The 18,406-nt window shown below is 28.7% G+C and carries 20 protein-coding genes; 1 reads left to right on the top strand and 19 read right to left on the bottom strand.

Features of this window, described 5'->3' with window-relative positions; translation table 11 throughout:
- Positions 1 to 43: 43 nt before the first annotated feature.
- Positions 44 to 1,693 carry a DAK2 domain-containing protein gene (locus KQI36_RS02740; protein WP_216449530.1) on the bottom strand — a complete coding sequence of 550 codons (1,650 nt, stop codon included), beginning with the start codon at positions 1,691 to 1,693 and terminating at the stop codon, positions 44 to 46.
- 12 nt (positions 1,694 to 1,705) lie between these two features.
- The gene (locus KQI36_RS02745; protein WP_010292811.1) at positions 1,706 to 2,056 is read right to left on the bottom strand and encodes an Asp23/Gls24 family envelope stress response protein; all 351 of its coding nucleotides are present in this window, start codon (positions 2,054 to 2,056) and stop codon (positions 1,706 to 1,708) included.
- A gap of 227 nt (positions 2,057 to 2,283) precedes the next feature.
- On the opposite strand from KQI36_RS02745, the gene rpmB reads away from it, so the two are divergent.
- A complete protein-coding gene (gene rpmB, locus KQI36_RS02750; RefSeq protein WP_010292812.1) occupies positions 2,284 to 2,472 on the top strand; it encodes a 50S ribosomal protein L28 in 189 nt (62 codons plus the stop codon).
- Between the two features lie 386 nt (positions 2,473 to 2,858).
- Here rpmB and KQI36_RS02755 read toward each other — a convergent pair whose 3' ends face one another.
- The 17 genes from KQI36_RS02755 to KQI36_RS02835 form a co-directional block, all read right to left on the bottom strand.
- Complete coding sequence (locus KQI36_RS02755; RefSeq protein ID WP_162130902.1) at positions 2,859 to 3,029, bottom strand: hypothetical protein; 171 nt, start codon at positions 3,027 to 3,029, stop codon at positions 2,859 to 2,861.
- Between the two features lie 208 nt (positions 3,030 to 3,237).
- Complete coding sequence (locus tag KQI36_RS02760; protein ID WP_216449531.1) at positions 3,238 to 3,870, bottom strand: thiamine diphosphokinase; 633 nt, start codon at positions 3,868 to 3,870, stop codon at positions 3,238 to 3,240.
- Between the two features lies 1 nt (position 3,871).
- Positions 3,872 to 4,522 carry a ribulose-phosphate 3-epimerase gene (gene rpe, locus KQI36_RS02765; RefSeq protein WP_216449532.1) on the bottom strand — a complete coding sequence of 217 codons (651 nt, stop codon included), beginning with the start codon at positions 4,520 to 4,522 and terminating at the stop codon, positions 3,872 to 3,874.
- A complete protein-coding gene (rsgA, locus tag KQI36_RS02770) occupies positions 4,519 to 5,385 on the bottom strand; it encodes a ribosome small subunit-dependent GTPase A (RefSeq protein WP_010292815.1) in 867 nt (288 codons plus the stop codon). The genes rpe and rsgA overlap by 4 nt, the downstream gene beginning before the upstream one ends.
- 13 nt (positions 5,386 to 5,398) lie before the next feature.
- Positions 5,399 to 7,426, bottom strand: coding sequence for a Stk1 family PASTA domain-containing Ser/Thr kinase (pknB, locus tag KQI36_RS02775; protein ID WP_216449533.1), 2,028 nt, complete (start codon positions 7,424 to 7,426; stop codon positions 5,399 to 5,401).
- Positions 7,401 to 8,147, bottom strand: coding sequence for a Stp1/IreP family PP2C-type Ser/Thr phosphatase (locus tag KQI36_RS02780; protein WP_216449534.1), 747 nt, complete (start codon positions 8,145 to 8,147; stop codon positions 7,401 to 7,403). Before KQI36_RS02780 ends, pknB begins: the two co-directional genes overlap by 26 nt.
- Positions 8,148 to 8,149: 2 nt before the next feature.
- A complete protein-coding gene (gene rlmN, locus KQI36_RS02785) occupies positions 8,150 to 9,184 on the bottom strand; it encodes a dual-specificity RNA methyltransferase RlmN (protein ID WP_010292820.1) in 1,035 nt (344 codons plus the stop codon).
- Between the two features lie 8 nt (positions 9,185 to 9,192).
- A complete protein-coding gene (rsmB, locus tag KQI36_RS02790) occupies positions 9,193 to 10,521 on the bottom strand; it encodes a 16S rRNA (cytosine(967)-C(5))-methyltransferase RsmB (RefSeq protein ID WP_216449535.1) in 1,329 nt (442 codons plus the stop codon).
- A 20-nt stretch (positions 10,522 to 10,541) separates the two neighbouring features.
- On the bottom strand, positions 10,542 to 11,228 hold the full coding sequence (locus tag KQI36_RS02795) for a zinc metallopeptidase (protein ID WP_010292823.1): 687 nt from the start codon (positions 11,226 to 11,228) through the stop codon (positions 10,542 to 10,544).
- A gap of 44 nt (positions 11,229 to 11,272) precedes the next feature.
- Positions 11,273 to 12,205, bottom strand: a complete 933-nt coding sequence (gene fmt / locus KQI36_RS02800; protein ID WP_216449927.1) for a methionyl-tRNA formyltransferase — start codon at positions 12,203 to 12,205, stop codon at positions 11,273 to 11,275.
- Between the two features lie 17 nt (positions 12,206 to 12,222).
- Complete coding sequence (gene def, locus KQI36_RS02805; RefSeq protein WP_010292825.1) at positions 12,223 to 12,663, bottom strand: peptide deformylase; 441 nt, start codon at positions 12,661 to 12,663, stop codon at positions 12,223 to 12,225.
- Positions 12,664 to 12,718: 55 nt separating this feature from the next.
- A complete protein-coding gene (gene priA / locus KQI36_RS02810; RefSeq protein ID WP_216449536.1) occupies positions 12,719 to 14,932 on the bottom strand; it encodes a primosomal protein N' in 2,214 nt (737 codons plus the stop codon).
- A gap of 251 nt (positions 14,933 to 15,183) precedes the next feature.
- Positions 15,184 to 16,377 (bottom strand): bifunctional phosphopantothenoylcysteine decarboxylase/phosphopantothenate--cysteine ligase CoaBC, encoded by a 1,194-nt coding sequence (gene coaBC, locus KQI36_RS02815; protein ID WP_216449537.1) that lies wholly within the window; start codon positions 16,375 to 16,377, stop codon positions 15,184 to 15,186.
- A gap of 1 nt (position 16,378) precedes the next feature.
- A complete protein-coding gene (gene rpoZ, locus KQI36_RS02820; RefSeq protein ID WP_010292834.1) occupies positions 16,379 to 16,612 on the bottom strand; it encodes a DNA-directed RNA polymerase subunit omega in 234 nt (77 codons plus the stop codon).
- Positions 16,613 to 16,615: 3 nt separating this feature from the next.
- Positions 16,616 to 17,215, bottom strand: coding sequence for a guanylate kinase (gene gmk / locus KQI36_RS02825; RefSeq protein WP_216449538.1), 600 nt, complete (start codon positions 17,213 to 17,215; stop codon positions 16,616 to 16,618).
- 1 nt (position 17,216) lies between these two features.
- On the bottom strand, positions 17,217 to 17,492 hold the full coding sequence (gene remA / locus KQI36_RS02830) for an extracellular matrix/biofilm regulator RemA (RefSeq protein ID WP_010292837.1): 276 nt from the start codon (positions 17,490 to 17,492) through the stop codon (positions 17,217 to 17,219).
- 14 nt (positions 17,493 to 17,506) lie between these two features.
- On the bottom strand, positions 17,507 to 18,385 hold the full coding sequence (locus KQI36_RS02835) for a YicC/YloC family endoribonuclease (protein WP_216449539.1): 879 nt from the start codon (positions 18,383 to 18,385) through the stop codon (positions 17,507 to 17,509).
- Positions 18,386 to 18,406 lie beyond the last annotated feature (21 nt).

The raw sequence follows: 18,406 nt of genomic DNA on the forward strand, positions 1-18,406 counted from the left end.
ATACGAATAAGTATCTATATAATAGAAAAAAGCCCTTAGGCTTTTATTCTACTGCTGTAATAAAATAATATAATGGTTGCTTTCCGTCAAAACATTGGATGTCCATATCTGGATACTTTTCTTCCAATTTCTCTACTAACTCATCAACCTTGTTTTTATCACAATCTTCACCATAGAAAAGAGTTATTATTTCACTATCTTCGTTTATCATGTCATTTACTAACTCTTCACAAACAGTGTAAACATCTTTTCCTACTTGTTTTATATCCTTTTCAAGTATTCCTAGTATGTCTCCTTCACTAATAACTTTACCATCTTGCTCTGTATCTTTTACAGCATATGTTACTGAACCAGATGTAACATTGCCAATTGCTTCAGACATAATATCAAAATTTTGATTTGCATCATCTTCACTATTAAACATTGTTATAGCTGTTACCCCTTGTGGTATAGTTTTTGTAGGAATAACTATTACATTCTTATCTTCAACTAATTCCACAGCTTGATTTGCTGCCATAATTATGTTTTTATTATTTGGAAGAATAAATACAGTTTCTGCATTTATTTTATTTATGCTATTTACTATATCTTGTGTACTTGGATTCATCGTTTGACCGCCTTCAATAACTACGTCTACGCCTAAATCTTCAAATATTGCTTTTATTCCTTCGCCTCTTCCTACTGTAACAAATCCATATTTTTTTATAGGTTCTTTATTAACTGTCTCTATCTTTTCTATGGCCTTTTCTTCATCTATACCAAGTAAACTTCTATGTTGCTCTCTCATATTTTCAATTTTCAATTTTGAAAGTTCACCAAATGTTAATGCTTTAGAAATTATTTCTCCTGGATCATTTGTGTGCACATGAACCTTGACCATATCCTCAAGACCAACTACAACTATAGAATCCCCTCTTTGTTCTAAATAATTTTTAAAAGCCTCTGTGTCAACTTTGCATGATAAAATCATAAACTCTGTACAATATCCAAATTTAATGTCTTCAGTGTTTATGTCAGTTTGTATATTAGGCATTTCATAAGTTTCTTTTTGTAAAACTTCTGTGTTTAATTTAACATTTAACCCTTCATTTAAAGCTTGATACATTCCTTTAAAAATAATTAATAATCCCATTCCACCTGCATCCACAACTTTAGCTTGCTTTAATTGTGGTAACATTTCTGGTGTCTTTTGTAACATTACTTCACAATTATTACATACTTCTTCAAATAAAGCAGTTACATTTTGAGCTTTACTTGTTTTAACACCCTCTGCTGCTGCTCTAATTATTGTAAGTATTGTACCTTCTGTAGGTCTCATAACTGCTTTATAAGCAAAATTAGAACCCTGCACTATACTTTCCTTTATATCATTAACTGTAGCTTCTTTTTTACCTTCTAATCCTTTAGCTATTCCTCTAAATATTTGAGAAAGTATAACACCAGAGTTTCCTCTCGCTCCCATAAGAGCACCTTTAGCTAACTTTTTTCCTATTTCTCCTATGTCATCATTATCTAATCCATCTACTTCACTAACAGCAGCCTTAAATGTCATTGACATATTTGTACCTGTGTCTCCGTCTGGAACAGGAAAAACATTTAACGAGTTAACATAATCTTTTTCTTCTTCTAATTTATTTGATGCATTTTTTAGCATGTTGCAAAAATCTTGCCCATTTATTTTTAAGTTTTCCAACTTTAATACCTCCTAGACTCTGACACCTTGAACATTCACTATAACTTGTGAAACCTTAAGTCCTGTAAAGTTCTCCACATTATATTTTACTTTTTGAATTATATTATTAGCTATAACTGAAATTTTAGTTCCATATTCTACTATTATATATAATTCTACACTTAAAGATTCATTTTTCATGTTTACCTTAACACCTTTACTAAGGTTTTCAGCTTTTAAAAGCTCCCATAGACCATCCTTAGCGTTTTTAGAAGCCATTCCAACAACACCATAACATTCCATTGTTGATACACCTGCTATATTCGCTAAAACTTCTTCTGAATAAAAAATATTACCTACTTGATTAGTTATACTAGCTTTCATATATAACTCCTCCTTAATAACACCATATAGTTTATTTTATATTATAAAATAGATTAATTCAAGAAATTAATATATCATCTATTGATTTTTCCCTAAACTGTATAATTTTATAATATAATTTATGTATTATTTTTAGTTTTTACTTGCATAAAATATAATTATTATGGTAAAATAGCTTATGTTTGATTTAAACATTAAATCATTGTGATTATAAGGAGGTGTTTGAATTGTCAAGAAGATGCGAAATTTGTAATAAAGGTGTTGTATCAGGTACTCAATACAGCCACTCACACCGTCAATCAAAAAGAACATGGGCTCCTAACTTAAAAAGAGTTAAAGCTATAGTTAAAGGTTCTCCTAAGACTATACATGTATGTACAAGATGCTTACGTTCAGGTAAGGTTGAGCGTGCTTAATCTTTAGCTTGTTATATAGCTATAAAAGAGTGCCAAAGCACTCTTTTTAAATAGTACCTAATAATTTTTAGATACTTTACATATAAACAAGATATTTCAATTCAATGATATACTGATGAAAATCTTAAGATTTTCATAAAAATACAACTTTAAATTTAAAGTTGTATTTTTATTTTATAAACATTAATTATTATACGAATTTCAATATTCACTTTCTAAATTTAGATTAACTTTTAAAATTAGTCATTTATCAAGCTAATTATGTATTATATATTTTTAAGCTTGATTTTTATTTTTTATTCTTTTCTTATGAATAGTTTAACTATCTTAGATAAGAATTTAGGAAGTTTTATAGCTACTATTTTCACATTCTCACCACCTTTTCACTATTTCTCCATAACTTTCCATCCAGCGCTAATAATTCCTAGTCCTATTGCAATAATCCAACCCCAAAATGGTATTACAATTCCTAAAATCACACCAAAAGCTACAGCCCCTATAACTTTCATATCTGTTGTTTCTTTTTTATTTTTATTTTTTTTATTTTTTTTAGCCATTATCTCACCTTGCTTATAATTTTATATTAATATAGTTTTTATAAATCACATTTCTTATTACCATATTATGTATTAAATTTTCTTTTGACACTGTTTTTAAGTTTATAAATGTACCAATATTGAATTTAATCTTATACTCCAAATTTATATAATTTATATAATTTTCCACAAAAAAAAACTAGCGTTTAATCAAACGCTAGTTTTTTTGCTAATCTACAGATCTTATAATCATTAATGTTCCTGATGAAAATTCTAAATAAACTTCATTTTCAACAAATTCATTTGATACAGTAAGACTGTCTTCTACTTCTAAATTATAATCTTTTAATTCATATTTTGCATTTTTTACAGACAAACTTTCAACTTTTGTGTTAAATGCAAAGACAGAAAAAATATCTCCTTTTTTCCCATAAATAGTTTTTGATTCTTTTATCATAGTTATTTTATTATTTTCATCAACTATATGTGCATCTACACCTCTATTTATAGCCTTATTAAGTATACATAAGTTACCTATTAAATGATCTACTCTTGTTCCAGTACAGCCTAAGAATACTATTTCTTTTGCATTTAATTCAATAGCTTTTTCTAACGCAATTTCTGTGTCTGTGTAGTCTTTTTCTTTAGGATATTTAGTAATTTCACATTTATCTTTGAAATATTCCAATACATTTTTATCTATTGAATCAAAATCCCCAAGTAAAATTTTAGGTATTATATTATATTTATACAAAGAATTAGCTCCACTATCAGCTGCTATAATAGAAAATCCATTATCTATATATTTAACTATGGTTTCTTTTTTTGGTGGTTTACCACCAGATATAATTAACCATTTCATATTAAAACCCTTCTTTTAGTCCTCTTATATTTTTTTCAATTTCATTGTTTTTAAATACTGCCGATCCTGCTACTATAACATTTGCTCCACAGTTTACTATTTCTTTTATGTTGTTTTTATCCACTCCACCATCAACTTGAATCATTAAGTTTTTATTAGATATATCACTTATTTTTTTAATTTCTTTTATTTTTTCATTACAGTATTGTATGTACTTTTGACCTCCAAAACCAGGATTAACAGACATAACAAGAACCATATCTACTATTGGAATTAAATGCTTTATGTTTTCCACTGGTGTAGCTGGATTTATAGCTATCCCTACCTTAACACCTAATCCTTTTATATAGTTAACAGTTCTATCTAAATGTTTATCTGCTTCTGCATGTATAGTTATTATATCTGCACCAGCTAAAGCAAAGTCTTCTACATATCTTGATGGGTCTTCAATCATTAAGTGAACATCAAATGTAAGCTCAGTACATTTTCTAATAGATTTTATTATAGGTATACCAAATGATATGTTTGGAACAAACATTCCATCCATAACATCTATGTGCACCATATCCGCTCCATACTTTTCTAAATCTTCAACTGCTTTTCCTAAATTTGAAAAATCAGCTGATAATATTGACGGTGATAATTTCATCATCTTTTATTCCCCCTATTATTTGTTATATCTTCTAAAGTTTTTATATAAAAATCATATCTTGCTTTATGAATCTTCCCTTCATTTACAGCTTCCTTAACTGCACAACTAGGTTCTTTATGATGAATACAATTATTAAATTTACATTTATCTCTATATGGTTCAAACTCCTTAAAGCAATATTGCAATTCTTCTTTAGGGATAAAATTTAATTCTAAAGATGAAAAACCCGGTGTATCAACTAAATATCCATCTCCAAATTCAATTAATTCACTATGCCTTGTAGTATGCTTTCCTCTTTTTAATTTACCACTTATCTCCCCAGTTTCCATCATTTCTCTTCCAATAAATTTATTAAGTATAGTAGATTTTCCTACTCCTGATGGACCACAAAATACACTTATATTGTCTTTAATTTTTTCTTTTAGTTTCTCAAGCCCCAAATTATTTTTAGCTTCTAAATATAGAACCTCGTAACCTGCTGATTCAAGTTCTTCTTTTACTTTATCAATATCTTCATTTTTAAGATCCATTTTATTAAAACAAACAACAGCATTCAAATTATTATACTCACATAATAACAGGAATTTGCTAAGCAAATCCCTGTTTAAATCAGGATGTCTAAATGCAAATATAACAAAAGCTTGAGTTACATTGGCAACAACCGGTCTTATAAGTTCAGTTGTTCTTTCATATATTTTTTCTATTGTAACAGAATTATCTTCAACCTTAATTTCTACATTATCCCCTATCATAGGTGATAAATTATTATATCTAAACTTTCCTCTAGCTTTGCATGTATACGTGTTTCCTTCACTTTTTACATAATAAAGACCACCGATACCTTTAACTATTATTCCTTGCATATATCCTCCAAATTTATTGTTGATTTTCTCCTTCATCAGGCTTTTCAGGTTTTTCAGGCTTTTCTTGCTCCTGTTTTTTAACAGTTACACTTATATTTTCACCTTTATTAACTTTAGTTTCTGCTTGTATACTTTGACTTTCAATTATATCACTATCTTCTCCTGAACCACTTATATTTAGCCCTAGACTATTAGCCAAATTTTTAGCATCACCTAATGTCATACCTACAAAATAAGGCACAGAAACTTTTTCTGGTTCAGGTTCTTTATATTTATAATACTTAACATCTACTGCCGTTTGTTCATTAACTTTTGCTCCAGATGATACACTTTGATAAAATATTTTTCCATCACGGCTCTTATCAGTAGTTGAAACTTCAGTAGTTGCTCCTAATTTTAAATTAGCTGCACTTAAAACATTAGATGCTTCATCTACAGTCATATTAATTAAATCTGGAGTCTGAGAATATTTAACGGCTGATCCTTTACTTACAACTACATCTATAGATTCTCCTTTTTTAGCTGTAGTTCCTGGTTGTGGATTCTGCCTAATTACAGTTCCTTCACTATAAGTTTCATTATTTTCCTCTGTAACTTTTCCAACCTTAAAACCCATATTTGTAATTTGATTTTGTGCTTCTTGTAAACTTAAATTTCCTAAATCAGGTACAGTTACTTCTTCTGGTCCTGAACTTACAATAACTTTTACTTCAGATTTCTTTTTCACTGTAGTTCCTTCATTAGGAATACATTTTAATACTTCTCCTTTAGGTTTATCGCTTTTTTCTTCACCATCAACTTTAAATACAAGCCCTAGTTCTTCAATGATAGTTTTAGCATTTTCTTCGCTTTTGCCTACAATCTGTGGTATTTTAACCTCTTTTTTACTAGAACTAGCATCTGTAGATGGCTTCATTGTTAACGTTATTACAAAAGCTCCAATTAGAACTATAAATATTCCTATAGATGCTAATAACAATTTCATTTTCTTATTTTTTGACCTTTTTTTCCTTGGTTTAATTTCTTCTTCATCATCGTCATCATATTCATCATCATATTCTTCTTCATCATCATATTCTTCTTCTTCATCTTTTCCATACAAATTATAATTATTGCTATCCTCATATGATGTTTTTGATGATTTATCTTCATCAATATTTATAGGACTCATTATCCTTGTAAATTCTTCAGTATCACCATTGCTTTGACGTATATTATAACTAATATTACTTCTTATCTGCCTTAAATCATGTAATATTTCTGTAGCACTTTGATACCTTTTGATAGGCTCTTTCTCTATAGCCTTTAATATTAGATTACTAATATTTAATGGTATGTCATATTTTATAGCAGTTGGTGGTACCACAGGCTCCTGTATATGTTTTAAAGCTATAGATACAGGACTATCTCCATCAAAAGGCAACTTACCAGTAGCCATTTCATAAAGCACAATACCTAATGAATATATGTCTGTTCTAAAGTCCACAACTTTTCCCTTTGCCTGCTCTGGTGAAAAATAATGAGCCGAACCTATAACTTTTGTTGTATGGGTTATAGTGTCACTATTAGAAGCTTTAGCTATACCAAAATCCGTAACTTTAACTACCCCATCCTCTTTAACTAGAATATTATGTGGTTTTATATCTCTATGAATAACACCATTTCTATGGGCACACTCTAATGCCTGTGCTATTTGTATTCCAAATTCTACTACTTGATCACAAGGTAAACTACCATTTTCGCAAATTACTTGCTTTAATGTTTTTCCTTCCACTAATTCCATAACAATATAGTTATATTTTCCTTCTACCCCAACATCAAATATATTAACTATATTATTATGTGAAAAGCTTGCTGTAGCTGCAGCTTCTTTTCTAAACTTATCCATAAATTCAATGTTAGAAGTATATTGCTCTTTTAGTATTTTTACTGCAACATACCTATTTAAAAGTCGACATTTGGCCTTATAAACTATAGCCATGCCACCTTCACCGATTTTTTCAATCAGCTCATATCTACTCCCCAATATGGTTCCAATCATCTCCACACGCTCCTTTAAATATGATAACTGAGATGTTATCTCTTCCGCCTCTATCTTTACTAGCTTTTATAAGCTCATCACAAACATCTTCCTTATCTGTAATAATAATATTACAAATTTCCTGCTCACTTAATTCATTTGTAAGTCCATCAGTACATAAAAGACCTTTATCAAATTCATTTAGATTTAATTCATAAAGATCTACCTCTACAATTGGTTTAGTTCCGATAGCTCTTGTAATTACATTTTTATTAGGATGATTTTGAGCTTCTTCTTCACTAATAGTTCCATTATCTAAAAGTTCTTGAACCAAGGAATGATCCTTTGTAACTTTTATTAATCTATCTTTACAAATAACATAACATCTACTATCTCCAACATTTGCCACTAAACATTTTTCATCTTTTATATAACAAATGGTAATTGTAGTTCCCATTCCACTATATTCATCCTTTAATAAGGCAGCTTTATATATATGATGATTTGCTAAATTTACTGCTTTAGTTAATGCTATTCTACTTTCTTCCTCTTTGTTCTTTTTTAAATAATCTATAACGGTTTCTAACGCCATCTTACTTGCTACTTCACCTGCATTATGCCCGCCCATACCGTCTGCTATGGCAAATATAGCAATATCTTCATCTTCAAAATATTTAACAAAATCCTCATTTAAAACTCTTTTATTTCCCACATCAGATTTTATACCTATTAATCTCCCCATTGTTACAACTCCTTTTTTTCTAAATAACTTCTTCTAAGTTGTCCACAAGCTGCATTTATATCTAAGCCCATCTCTTTTCTAACAGTAGTCTCTATGCCATTCTTTATTAAAATGTCTTTAAAATTATTTATTTCCTTTATATTAGCCCTTTTTAGTTCACTTTCCTTTATTTCATTTATTGGTATCAAATTCACATGGCAAAGCATACCCTTTAATATCTTAGACAATTCTAATGCATCCTCTTCTCTATCATTAAATCCTTTTACCAATGCATATTCAAAAGTTATTCTTCTATTAGTTTTATCTATGTAATAATTGCATGCTTCTAATAATTCATCTATATTAAAAGCTTTAGCTATAGGCATAGTTTGTTTTCTCATTTCATTGTTAGGAGCGTGAAGTGAAATAGCAAGAGTTATCTGCATATCTTTATCTGCTAATTCTTTTATTTTAGGAACTATACCACAAGTAGATAATGTTATATGCCTTTGCCCAATATTTAATCCATAATCTGCATTTACAAGTTCTAAAAATTTAATAACATTTTCAAAGTTATCAAGTGGTTCCCCACTTCCCATAAGAACAACATTTGATATTCTTTCTCCTAATTCTTCTTGTGCTTTTATTATTTGTCCTAAAATCTCTCCACTAGTTAGATTACGAACAACACCATCTATTGTAGACGCACAAAACTTACATCCCATTCTACAGCCTACTTGAGTAGACACACATATAGAATTTCCATGTTTATATTGCATAACTACAGATTCTATCAAATTATTGTCCTTCATTTTATATAAATATTTTCTTGTATTCCCATCAACAGAATTGTATTTTTCTAATACTTTAGGAACCCCAATATAAAAATTATCTTTTAATTTTTCCTTAGTGGATTTTGATAGATTTTTCATATCATCAAAATTATATACATATTTGTAAATCCAAGAAAAAACCTGTTTTGCTCTAAACTCACTTTCTCCATTTTCCTTCATCCAAAGCTTTAATTCATTAACGTTTAAGTCCAATATATTTTTCACAATTGCACCTACCCAATCCTACGTATTTTAACAATAAAGAATCCATCCATAAATTTATTAGGTAGTATAGTTACCTCTCCACTATCACCATAAATTATATTATCGACACTTCCAAAAAATAAAGGTTCTAATTTAAAATTAGGATGATTTTTTAGAAACCATTGAATATTTTTTTCATTTTCTTCTTTATTTAAAGTACAAGTGGAATATAAAATAACTCCATCTTTTTTTACATATTTTGCTGCATTATTCATTATACTTCTTTGAATTTCAACTATTGATTTTAATTCTTTTTGATTTTTAGTATACTTAATTTCCGGTTTTTTTCTTATAATTCCTAATCCAGAACAAGGAACATCTATTAATACCCTGTCTGCATATTTGTTAAATTCTTTTTTATACACAGATGCATCTAATGTTTCACATTTAATATTATTTATATTAAGTCTTTTTGCATTATCTTTTATAAGTGATAATTTATTTTCATGTATGTCAAAAGCTAAAACTTCACCTGTATTATTCATAATTTCAGAAATATGTGTCGTTTTTCCTCCTGGTGCGCTACATAAATCTAAAACTTTCAAATCACTATTAAGTTCCATTGATGGAGCTACTAACATGGCACTCTCATCTTGAACAGTTACATAACCTTCTTTGAATAAACGATTATCTTCAATATTTCTCCCATTTACAATTCTAATAGCTTCTGGAGCAACATATCCTTCTGATACTTGGTATCCCTCATTTTCCATACTATTATAAATCTCTTCATATTCACCTTTTATTTCATTTACCCTTACAGTTAGTGCAGGCCTTTCATTTAATCCTATTAATATTTTTTCAGTTGTTTTTCTACCGTATTGTTTTATAAAATGTTCTACTAACCATCTTGGAAAAGAATATTCAAAACATAATTTTTCAATAGGATCCTCTCCACAATAACTTTTTTCTAAATTCCTTAAGTAATTTCTTAATACTCCATTCACTAATTTTGATGCGCCTAAAGATGAATTTTTCTTTGTTAAATTTACAGCTTCATTCACTGCAGCAAATGGAGGTATTTTATCTAAATACTTTATTTGATATATTGATATTCTTAATATATTTAACACAAAGTCTTCTAACTTTTTAAAGTTCTTTCCAGTAAAACTTTGTATTATCTTATCTATTGTATATTTATATTTTATCGTTCCATAAACAATTTCAGTTACCAAGCCTTTATCAACATCACTTAAATCACTTTTATTAAGCTCTTTACCTAATACAATATTAGAATATGCCTTATTATTAAAAACTTGTGTTATAACATCTACTGCTATTTGTCTAGCATTATTCATTTTTTTACCTCGATTAAAATTTATTCATTTCTGTCTCTAATTGCTAAAAGTCTTATCAATTGTGATACTGCAGTTATAACCGCTGCAACATAAGTAAGAGCTGCGGCATTTAATACTTTCTTAGCACCATTTACTTCATCCCCTACTAGTATTCCTTTAGATCTAATTATTTCTATAGCTCTATTGGATGCATTAAATTCAACTGGCAATGTTACAAGTTGAAATAATACCGTAGCTGAAAATAATATAATACCTATATTTATTAATGGATTTATACTAAAAATTATACCTAAGAAAAATAAAAACCAAGATGCATTTGATCCTATATTAGCAATAGGCACTAATGCACTTCTAACTTTTATAGGTCCATACCCTTCTTTATGTTGAATTACATGACCTATTTCATGTGCGGCTACGCCTATTGACGCTATTGATGTACCATTATAAACATCTCTTGACAATCTAACAACTCTTCTTTGTGGATCATAATGGTCTGTTAAATTTCCTCCTATCATTTCTATAGGAACATCAAATAATCCATGTGCATCTAATATCATCCTAGCTACATCCTTACCTGTATATCCCATTTTGCTATAAACTTTGGAATACCTAGCAAATGTAGATGAAATATTCATCTGTGCCCACATAGAAATCAAAAGAGCTGGTATAAGTATTAACATTGTAGAATCAAAATAGAATGGATACATAATCAGCAACCTCCTACATCTTTTATTTTATAGATTTTCATAATTTATTTATGTAAAACTATATTTTCTTCTATTGAATTTCCTTTTATATATTCTGACACTTTCATAGCTTTTTTATTAGGGAATTGAATTTTTTTTGCTAACAGAATACCATTTTTTGTTGATATTCTCATTCCCTCCTTATCAACCTTCAGTATAGTTCCAGGAGTTTTTGTAGACTTTTCAGTTAAAACCTCTGATTCTAGAACTTTCATCATCTTATCCTCATAATAACTATAAGCAATCGGGAATGGATTTAATCCTCTTATAAAATTATGCACTTCTTGCGCACTTTTATTCCAATCAATATTAGCCATATCTCTATTTAACATATGAGCATAACAACTTAAATCATCATCTTGCTTTTCTGGTATTACTTCATTATTATATAACTTTTTTAAAGTTTCTATAAGTAACGGTGCACCTGTTTCCTTTAAAATTTCATATAATTCTCCTGCTGTCATTTTTTCAGTAATTTCAACTGTATTTTTTAAAAGCATATCTCCAGTATCAAGACCTACATCCATAAGCATAGTAGTATTTCCTGACACTTTATCTCCTGCCATGATAGAATAATGTATAGGCGCTGCTCCTCTAAATCTTGGAAGCAATGATCCATGTAAATTTATACAACCATATTTAGGTATTTCTAACACTTCTTTAGGTAATATTTGGCCAAAAGCTACTACTACTATAAAATCTGGTTCTATAGCCTTTATTTTATCTATGGTTTCTTGATTCTTTCTAATTTTTTCTGGCTGATACACCTCTATATTGTGTTTCAAAGCCACCTCTTTAACTGGAGACATTGCTAAAGACTTGCCTCTTCCTTTTGGTCTATCCGGTTGAGTAACTACAGCTTTAACTTCAAATTCTTTTATTAATGCTTCTAAAGAAGGAACTGCAAAATCTGGCGTTCCCATAAATACTATTTTCATCTTTGACATATTATCACCTACATTTCTATTTTATCTATATAAAGAACTCCATCTAAATGGTCTATTTCATGACAAAATGCTCTTGCTAAAAAATCTTCTCCTTCAATAGTAAACCATTCACCATCTTCATTCATAGCCTTAACCTTAACATATTGTGGTCTTCTAACTTTTCCATGCTCATTAGGAATACTTAAACATCCTTCTAAATCAACTACTTCTCCTTTTGATTCAAGTATTTCAGGGTTTATTAATACAATAGGACCTTCTCCTATATCCACTACAACAACTCTTTTTAAAATTCCTACTTGTGGAGCTGCAAGTCCAACACCATTAGATTCATACATAGTTTCTTTCATATCTTTAATTAATGTTAACAACCTATCATTTATTTCATTAACTATTTTACATTTCTTTCTTAACACTTCATCTTCTTGTGTTCTAATTTGTCTTAACGCCATAATAATTCTCCTTTTCCTTAACTTTAACTATTTTTATAAAATTATATATATATATTTATATCATATTATTCGGATTTACATCTATACTAGTTCTTATATCATTATAAACATTTTCTAGCTCTTCATAAACAAATTTTTTTATATTCATTGCTAAATCTTCTTTTATTTTACCCTTAACAATTATTTGCCATCTATAATAATTTTTTATTTTAGATATACCACAAGGACATGGTCCTAATATAGACACCTCTTGATTTTTTTCTAATAAACTTTTTAGTTTATAACCTAATCGTTGAACATTTTCTATAAGAAAATTCTCCTTTTCACTGCTAAAATTCATACTCATTATTTTAGAAAAAGGTGGATAATTTAAAAGTTTTCTAAGTTGCAATTCTTCTTTCATAAAACTTAAATAATCATTTTTAGCGGCATAGTTTATACTATAATTATCAGGAGTATATGTCTGTACAACTACTTTCCCATCTTTTTTATCCCTTCCAGCTCTACCTGCTACCTGCGTTATCAATTGAAAGGTTCTTTCCGTAGATTTATAATCTGGTATATTTAATGATAAATCTGCTGCAATTACACCTACTAATGTGACATCCGGAAAATCTAATCCTTTAGCTATCATTTGAGTCCCTATAAGTATATTAGCACTTTTATTTTTAAATTTATTATACAATACTTCATAAGCATTTTTTTCCCTTGTCGTATCAAAGTCCATTCTTATAGTTTTTGCCATTGGAAACATTTTATTTACTTGATTTTCAAGTTGCTCAGTTCCTATTCCAAAATGCTTTACATACTTACTACCACATTTAGGACAAATCCTAGGTTTTTGAACCTTATTTCCACAATAATGACAATTTAACGATGCTTGATTATTATGATATGTCAATGATATATCACATCTATCACATTTAAAAACATACCCACATCCTCTACAAGATACAAAGGTTGAATATCCTCTTCTGTTTAAAAATAATATTATCTGTTCATCTTTACTCAAAGCTTCTTCAATACTTTTATAGAGCTCATTACTAAAAATACTCCTATTTCCATTTGCAAGTTCTTCTCTCATATCTGAAACAAAAATTTCTGGCAATTTATTATTTACAGCTCTATTATTTAGTGTAATTATATCATATTCACCTATAAGACCTTTGTAATATGTTTCTATAGAAGGTGTAGCTGAACCTAAAACTAATTTGCAATCTTCAAGTTGAGTTTTGATTTCACCAATTTCTCTTGAAACATACTTAGGATCACTTTCTGACTTATAACTAGCTTCATGTTCCTCATCTATAACTATAAGACCTAGTTTTTCAAAAGGTAGAAACAATGCAGACCTAGCACCTATAGCAAGTTTGACTTTTCCCATCTTAACTCGCATCCACTCATCAAATCTTTCTCCATCATTTAATTTACTATGAAAAATTGCAACATCTTTTCCAAATCTACCTTTAAATCTTTCTACCATCTGTGGAGTAAGAGAAATCTCTGGTATTAATATTATAGAATCTTTTCCATTATTCATCATACTTTCTACTAAATTCATATATATTTCTGTTTTTCCACTACCAGTTATCCCGTGTATTAAAAATTGTTTTTTGGATGAATTTAAAATATTATCTACTGCATTTTTTTGATCTTTGTTCAATATTTTTTTTTCATATTTTTTGTATTCTTTTACATTATACCTATCTACTATACTTTCTTCACACTTTAAAAAATCATATTTTATTAAAGTATTTATAGATGATAATGAAAAACCTTTTTCTTTTGACACTTCCGACTTACTATAAATTCCATTATTAGCCTTTATAAATTCATATATATTTATATACTTTTCTTTTAAATATTTCTCTTCCAATGGCTTAGATACCATAACTACCAATTTAGTTTTAAACTTTATTCCCTTTGTAATAGACGTAGGTATTATTACTTTTATAGCCTCTAAATAAGTACATAAATATTTTCTTCTCATTATCTCTATAAGCTTTATATCAGTATGTTTTAATAATGGAAACTCATCACATATAGACTTAACATATTTAATTTTTTTTATATTTTCTTTATCTATATCATCTTCTTTATAAAAATTTATAACAAATCCATCTATAAATTTATTTCCAAATCCAAAAGGAACTTTAACCCTATGACCAACCAATATGTCATCTTTCAAGTTGTCTGGGACTTTATAAGTAAATATTTTATCTAACTTTACCGCTTCATTATTTACTATTATCCCAACATAATCCTTCATATTTGCCTCTCTTTCATACTAATATCTAAATATTAATATAGGGTTATAAATTAAAAATTAAATTTATCTTTTATGAAATAATTTTTTAACATTAAATATAACTATTAATGCTAAAACTCGCTGTATAGGTTAAATATTAATGTTATATCCCTATAAAAATTAACTTTTAATATTATACCATAATTTCAAAACCAACTACTATTTTCCCCTATATATTCATATATAAAAATAAAAAGCGACAATGTCGCTTTTTATTTTAAATCCTTAATTACAATATCAAATAAACTTTCAGCTACTTTTTTCTTCTCCATTACTTCTAAAGAAATTAAAGTCTCATCTTTCTTAATAATTGTAACTTTGTTCGTATCTTTAGCAAATCCAGCATCATTATCAGTTATATCATTAGCCACTATGTAATCTAAATTCTTATTTTTTATCTTACCTTTTGCATTTTCAATTAAATTATGGCTTTCTGCTGCGAAACCAACTAATATTTGATTTTTTTTCATTTTACCTAAAGATTTCAATATATCATTATCTCTTGTAAATTCTAAAACTAAATCTCCAGATCCTTTTTTTATCTTTTCTTCAGAATAGCTTTTTATTTTATAATCCGCAACTGCTGCTGATTTTACAACTATATCACTATCTGCAAATCTTTTTAATACTTCGTCATACATATCAGAATTGCTTTGTATTGATATAAATTCTAGTCCAGTTGGTGGTTTTAAATTGGTAGGTCCACTTATTAAAGTAACCTTTGCACCTCTATCTCTTGCTTCTTCTGCTATAGCATACCCCATCTTACCACTTGATCCATTTGTTATATATCTCACTGGATCAATTCTTGATATAGTTGGACCTGCTGTCACTAATACTTTTTTACCTTTTAAATCTTTTTTACTGTTTAATTTACTTAATATAAATTCTGTAATGCTTTCTGTATCAGCAAGCTTTCCATCACCAACATCACCACAAGCTAATCTTCCACTTTCAGGTGCTATAAATTCATATCCTAAGCCTTTTAACTTAGATATATTATCTTGAACTATTGAATTTGTATACATATTTGTATTCATAGCTGGAGCAAAAATAACCGGAGTCTTAGTTGCCATTATTGTTGTAGATAACATATCATCTGCAATACCATTTGCAACTTTTCCAATTATATTCGCTGTAGCGGGAATTATAGCCATAAGATCCGCTTTTTTAGCTAATGATATATGTTGTATTTCCCATGCTCTAGGTTCTTCAAACATATCCGTAATAACCATATTTTGGCTTAATGATTGAAAACTAAGAGGACTCACAAATTCAGTAGCTGATTTCGTCATTATAACATGTACATTAACATTTTTCTTTTTTAATCTACTTATAACATCTAAAGCTTTATAAACAGCTATTCCGCCGCATACGCCTATAACTACTGTTTTCTCTTTGCTCATCTTACTTTAAGCCCTCTTTCACATCTTGGCTTTCAGATAATAATGCATCTTGATTAATCTCTTTTATAGCTATAGTAACTGGTTTTGTACTTTCAGTTTCTATTAATGGTTCTGAACCGTCGATTATTTGTCTTGCCCTTTTAGAAGCTGCTACTACTAATGAGTATCTGTTTTCAACCTTATTTAATAAATCTACTATTGATGGATTAATCATTGAACTATTGTTATTTTTCATATATTAGAACCTCCCTAGTATTTCATCTTTTATTTTATAAACTCTACATTTTTCAGCCATTATTATGCTTTCAATTTTCTTTACAGCATCTTCAACTCTATCATTAACTACTGCATAATCATATTTTGATGCAAAAGAAATTTCATCATAAGCGGCACTCAATCTAGTTTTTAATGATTCAGGTGTTTCACTACCTCTATTTGTTATTCTTGACTCTAATTCTTCCATTGATGGAGGAAGTATAAATATAAATACTCCATCTGGATAAGCAGACTTTATTTTAAGTGCACCTTGTATATCTATTTCTAATATTACATCCCTACCATTTTCAAGCATTTCAAAAACTTTACTTTTAGGTGTTCCATAAAAATTACCATATACTTCAGCGTACTCTAAAAAATCATCATTTTCAATTTTTTTTAAGAAATCTTCTCTTGGTGTAAAAAAATAATTTATTCCATCAACTTCTCCTGCTCTAGGAAATCTTGTAGTTGCCGAAACTGATATCCATATATCATTTTTCTCTAATAAAGCCTTACAAACAGTACCTTTTCCAGCCCCTGATGGACCTGATATAACTAATAATTGCCCTTTAACTGCCATATTATTCATCAACCTCATCTATATGATGGTCGTCTTCTTTTGATGATAATCTATGAGCAACAGTCTCTGGTTGTACTGCTGATAATATTACATGATCACTGTCTGTTATTATTACGGCTCTTGTTCTTCTTCCATATGTAGCATCAATAAGCATACCTCTATCTCTCGCTTCTTGAATGATTCTCTTTATTGGTGCTGATTCTGGGCTTACAATTGCAACTAACCTATTAGCTGAAACTATGTTTCCAAATCCTATGTTTATTAATTTTATACCCATTAGTGTCCTCCTATTTACTCTATATTTTGAGCTTGTTCTCTGATTTTTTCTATTTCACTTTTAATTTCTAATGCTAAATTAGTTATACTTAAATCTGTAACTTTAGATGCTATTGTATTTGTTTCTCTATTCATTTCTTGAATTATAAAATCAAGTTTTCTACCTATAGGTCCTTCTATTTTTAAAGTTTCTTTTACTTGACATATATGACTATTTAATCTTACTATTTCTTCATCAATTGCAGTTTTATCTGCAAGTAATGCAACTTCCATAGCAAATCTATTTTCATCTATTTGAGTATCCTCTAAAAGTTCTTTAAGTCTTTTTCTTAATTTTTCTCTATACTCTAATATTGTGTCAGGCACTCTTTCACCTATTTGATTTACATAATCTAAAACTAAATCACATTTTTTCTCTATATCTTGTCTTAGCTTTTCTCCTTCTTCTAATCTCATAGTTAAAAGAGAATCCATTGCAATATTTAAAGAAGCTTGTAATTCTTTCCAAACTTCTTCTAAATTTTCTTCCTTCTGTTCAAGAGTAATGGCCTCTGGAAGCCTTGCTAAACTCATAGTTGAAATGTCATCTCTTAAATCATACATATTTTGAACTTTATTTAAACAATTCATATAACTTTTTATTAGTTCTTCATTCAAAACAGCTTCTACATTTTCTTTTTCAAGTGTCTTTTGAGTTATAAATACGTCTACTTTACCTCTTTTTATTTTTTCACTTAAAACTTTTCTTATACCATCTTCTAATGAGATTAAAGCTCTTGGCATTCTTACATTTAGTTCAAAATATCTGTGATTAACACTTTTTATTTCTACAATAAAATTTGAGTGCCCATTCGGTACACTCCCACGCCCAAAGCCCGTCATGCTTTTTATCATTTATCAACGCATCCTTCCGAG

It is taken from the genome of Clostridium senegalense, from assembly GCF_018916625.1.
GTDB classification, from domain to species: Bacteria; Bacillota; Clostridia; order Clostridiales; family Clostridiaceae; genus Clostridium_J; species Clostridium_J senegalense.

Coding starts and splice junctions, on each gene's coding strand:
- KQI36_RS02745 (WP_010292811.1), bottom strand. CDS start 2,056: ATGAAAGCTAGTATAACTAATCAAGTAGGTAATATTTTTTATTCAGAA.
- KQI36_RS02755 (WP_162130902.1), bottom strand. CDS start 3,029: ATGGCTAAAAAAAATAAAAAAAATAAAAATAAAAAAGAAACAACAGAT.
- KQI36_RS02760 (WP_216449531.1), bottom strand. CDS start 3,870: ATGAAATGGTTAATTATATCTGGTGGTAAACCACCAAAAAAAGAAACC.
- rpe (WP_216449532.1), bottom strand. CDS start 4,522: ATGATGAAATTATCACCGTCAATATTATCAGCTGATTTTTCAAATTTA.
- rsgA (WP_010292815.1), bottom strand. CDS start 5,385: ATGCAAGGAATAATAGTTAAAGGTATCGGTGGTCTTTATTATGTAAAA.
- pknB (WP_216449533.1), bottom strand. CDS start 7,426: ATGATTGGAACCATATTGGGGAGTAGATATGAGCTGATTGAAAAAATC.
- KQI36_RS02780 (WP_216449534.1), bottom strand. CDS start 8,147: ATGGGGAGATTAATAGGTATAAAATCTGATGTGGGAAATAAAAGAGTT.
- rsmB (WP_216449535.1), bottom strand. CDS start 10,521: ATGAATAATGCTAGACAAATAGCAGTAGATGTTATAACACAAGTTTTT.
- KQI36_RS02795 (WP_010292823.1), bottom strand. CDS start 11,228: ATGTATCCATTCTATTTTGATTCTACAATGTTAATACTTATACCAGCT.
- fmt (WP_216449927.1), bottom strand. CDS start 12,205: ATGAAAATAGTATTTATGGGAACGCCAGATTTTGCAGTTCCTTCTTTA.
- def (WP_010292825.1), bottom strand. CDS start 12,663: ATGGCGTTAAGACAAATTAGAACACAAGAAGATGAAGTGTTAAGAAAG.
- priA (WP_216449536.1), bottom strand. CDS start 14,932: ATGAAGGATTATGTTGGGATAATAGTAAATAATGAAGCGGTAAAGTTA.
- coaBC (WP_216449537.1), bottom strand. CDS start 16,377: ATGAGCAAAGAGAAAACAGTAGTTATAGGCGTATGCGGCGGAATAGCT.
- rpoZ (WP_010292834.1), bottom strand. CDS start 16,612: ATGAAAAATAACAATAGTTCAATGATTAATCCATCAATAGTAGATTTA.
- gmk (WP_216449538.1), bottom strand. CDS start 17,215: ATGGCAGTTAAAGGGCAATTATTAGTTATATCAGGTCCATCAGGGGCT.
- remA (WP_010292837.1), bottom strand. CDS start 17,492: ATGGGTATAAAATTAATAAACATAGGATTTGGAAACATAGTTTCAGCT.
- KQI36_RS02835 (WP_216449539.1), bottom strand. CDS start 18,385: ATGATAAAAAGCATGACGGGCTTTGGGCGTGGGAGTGTACCGAATGGG.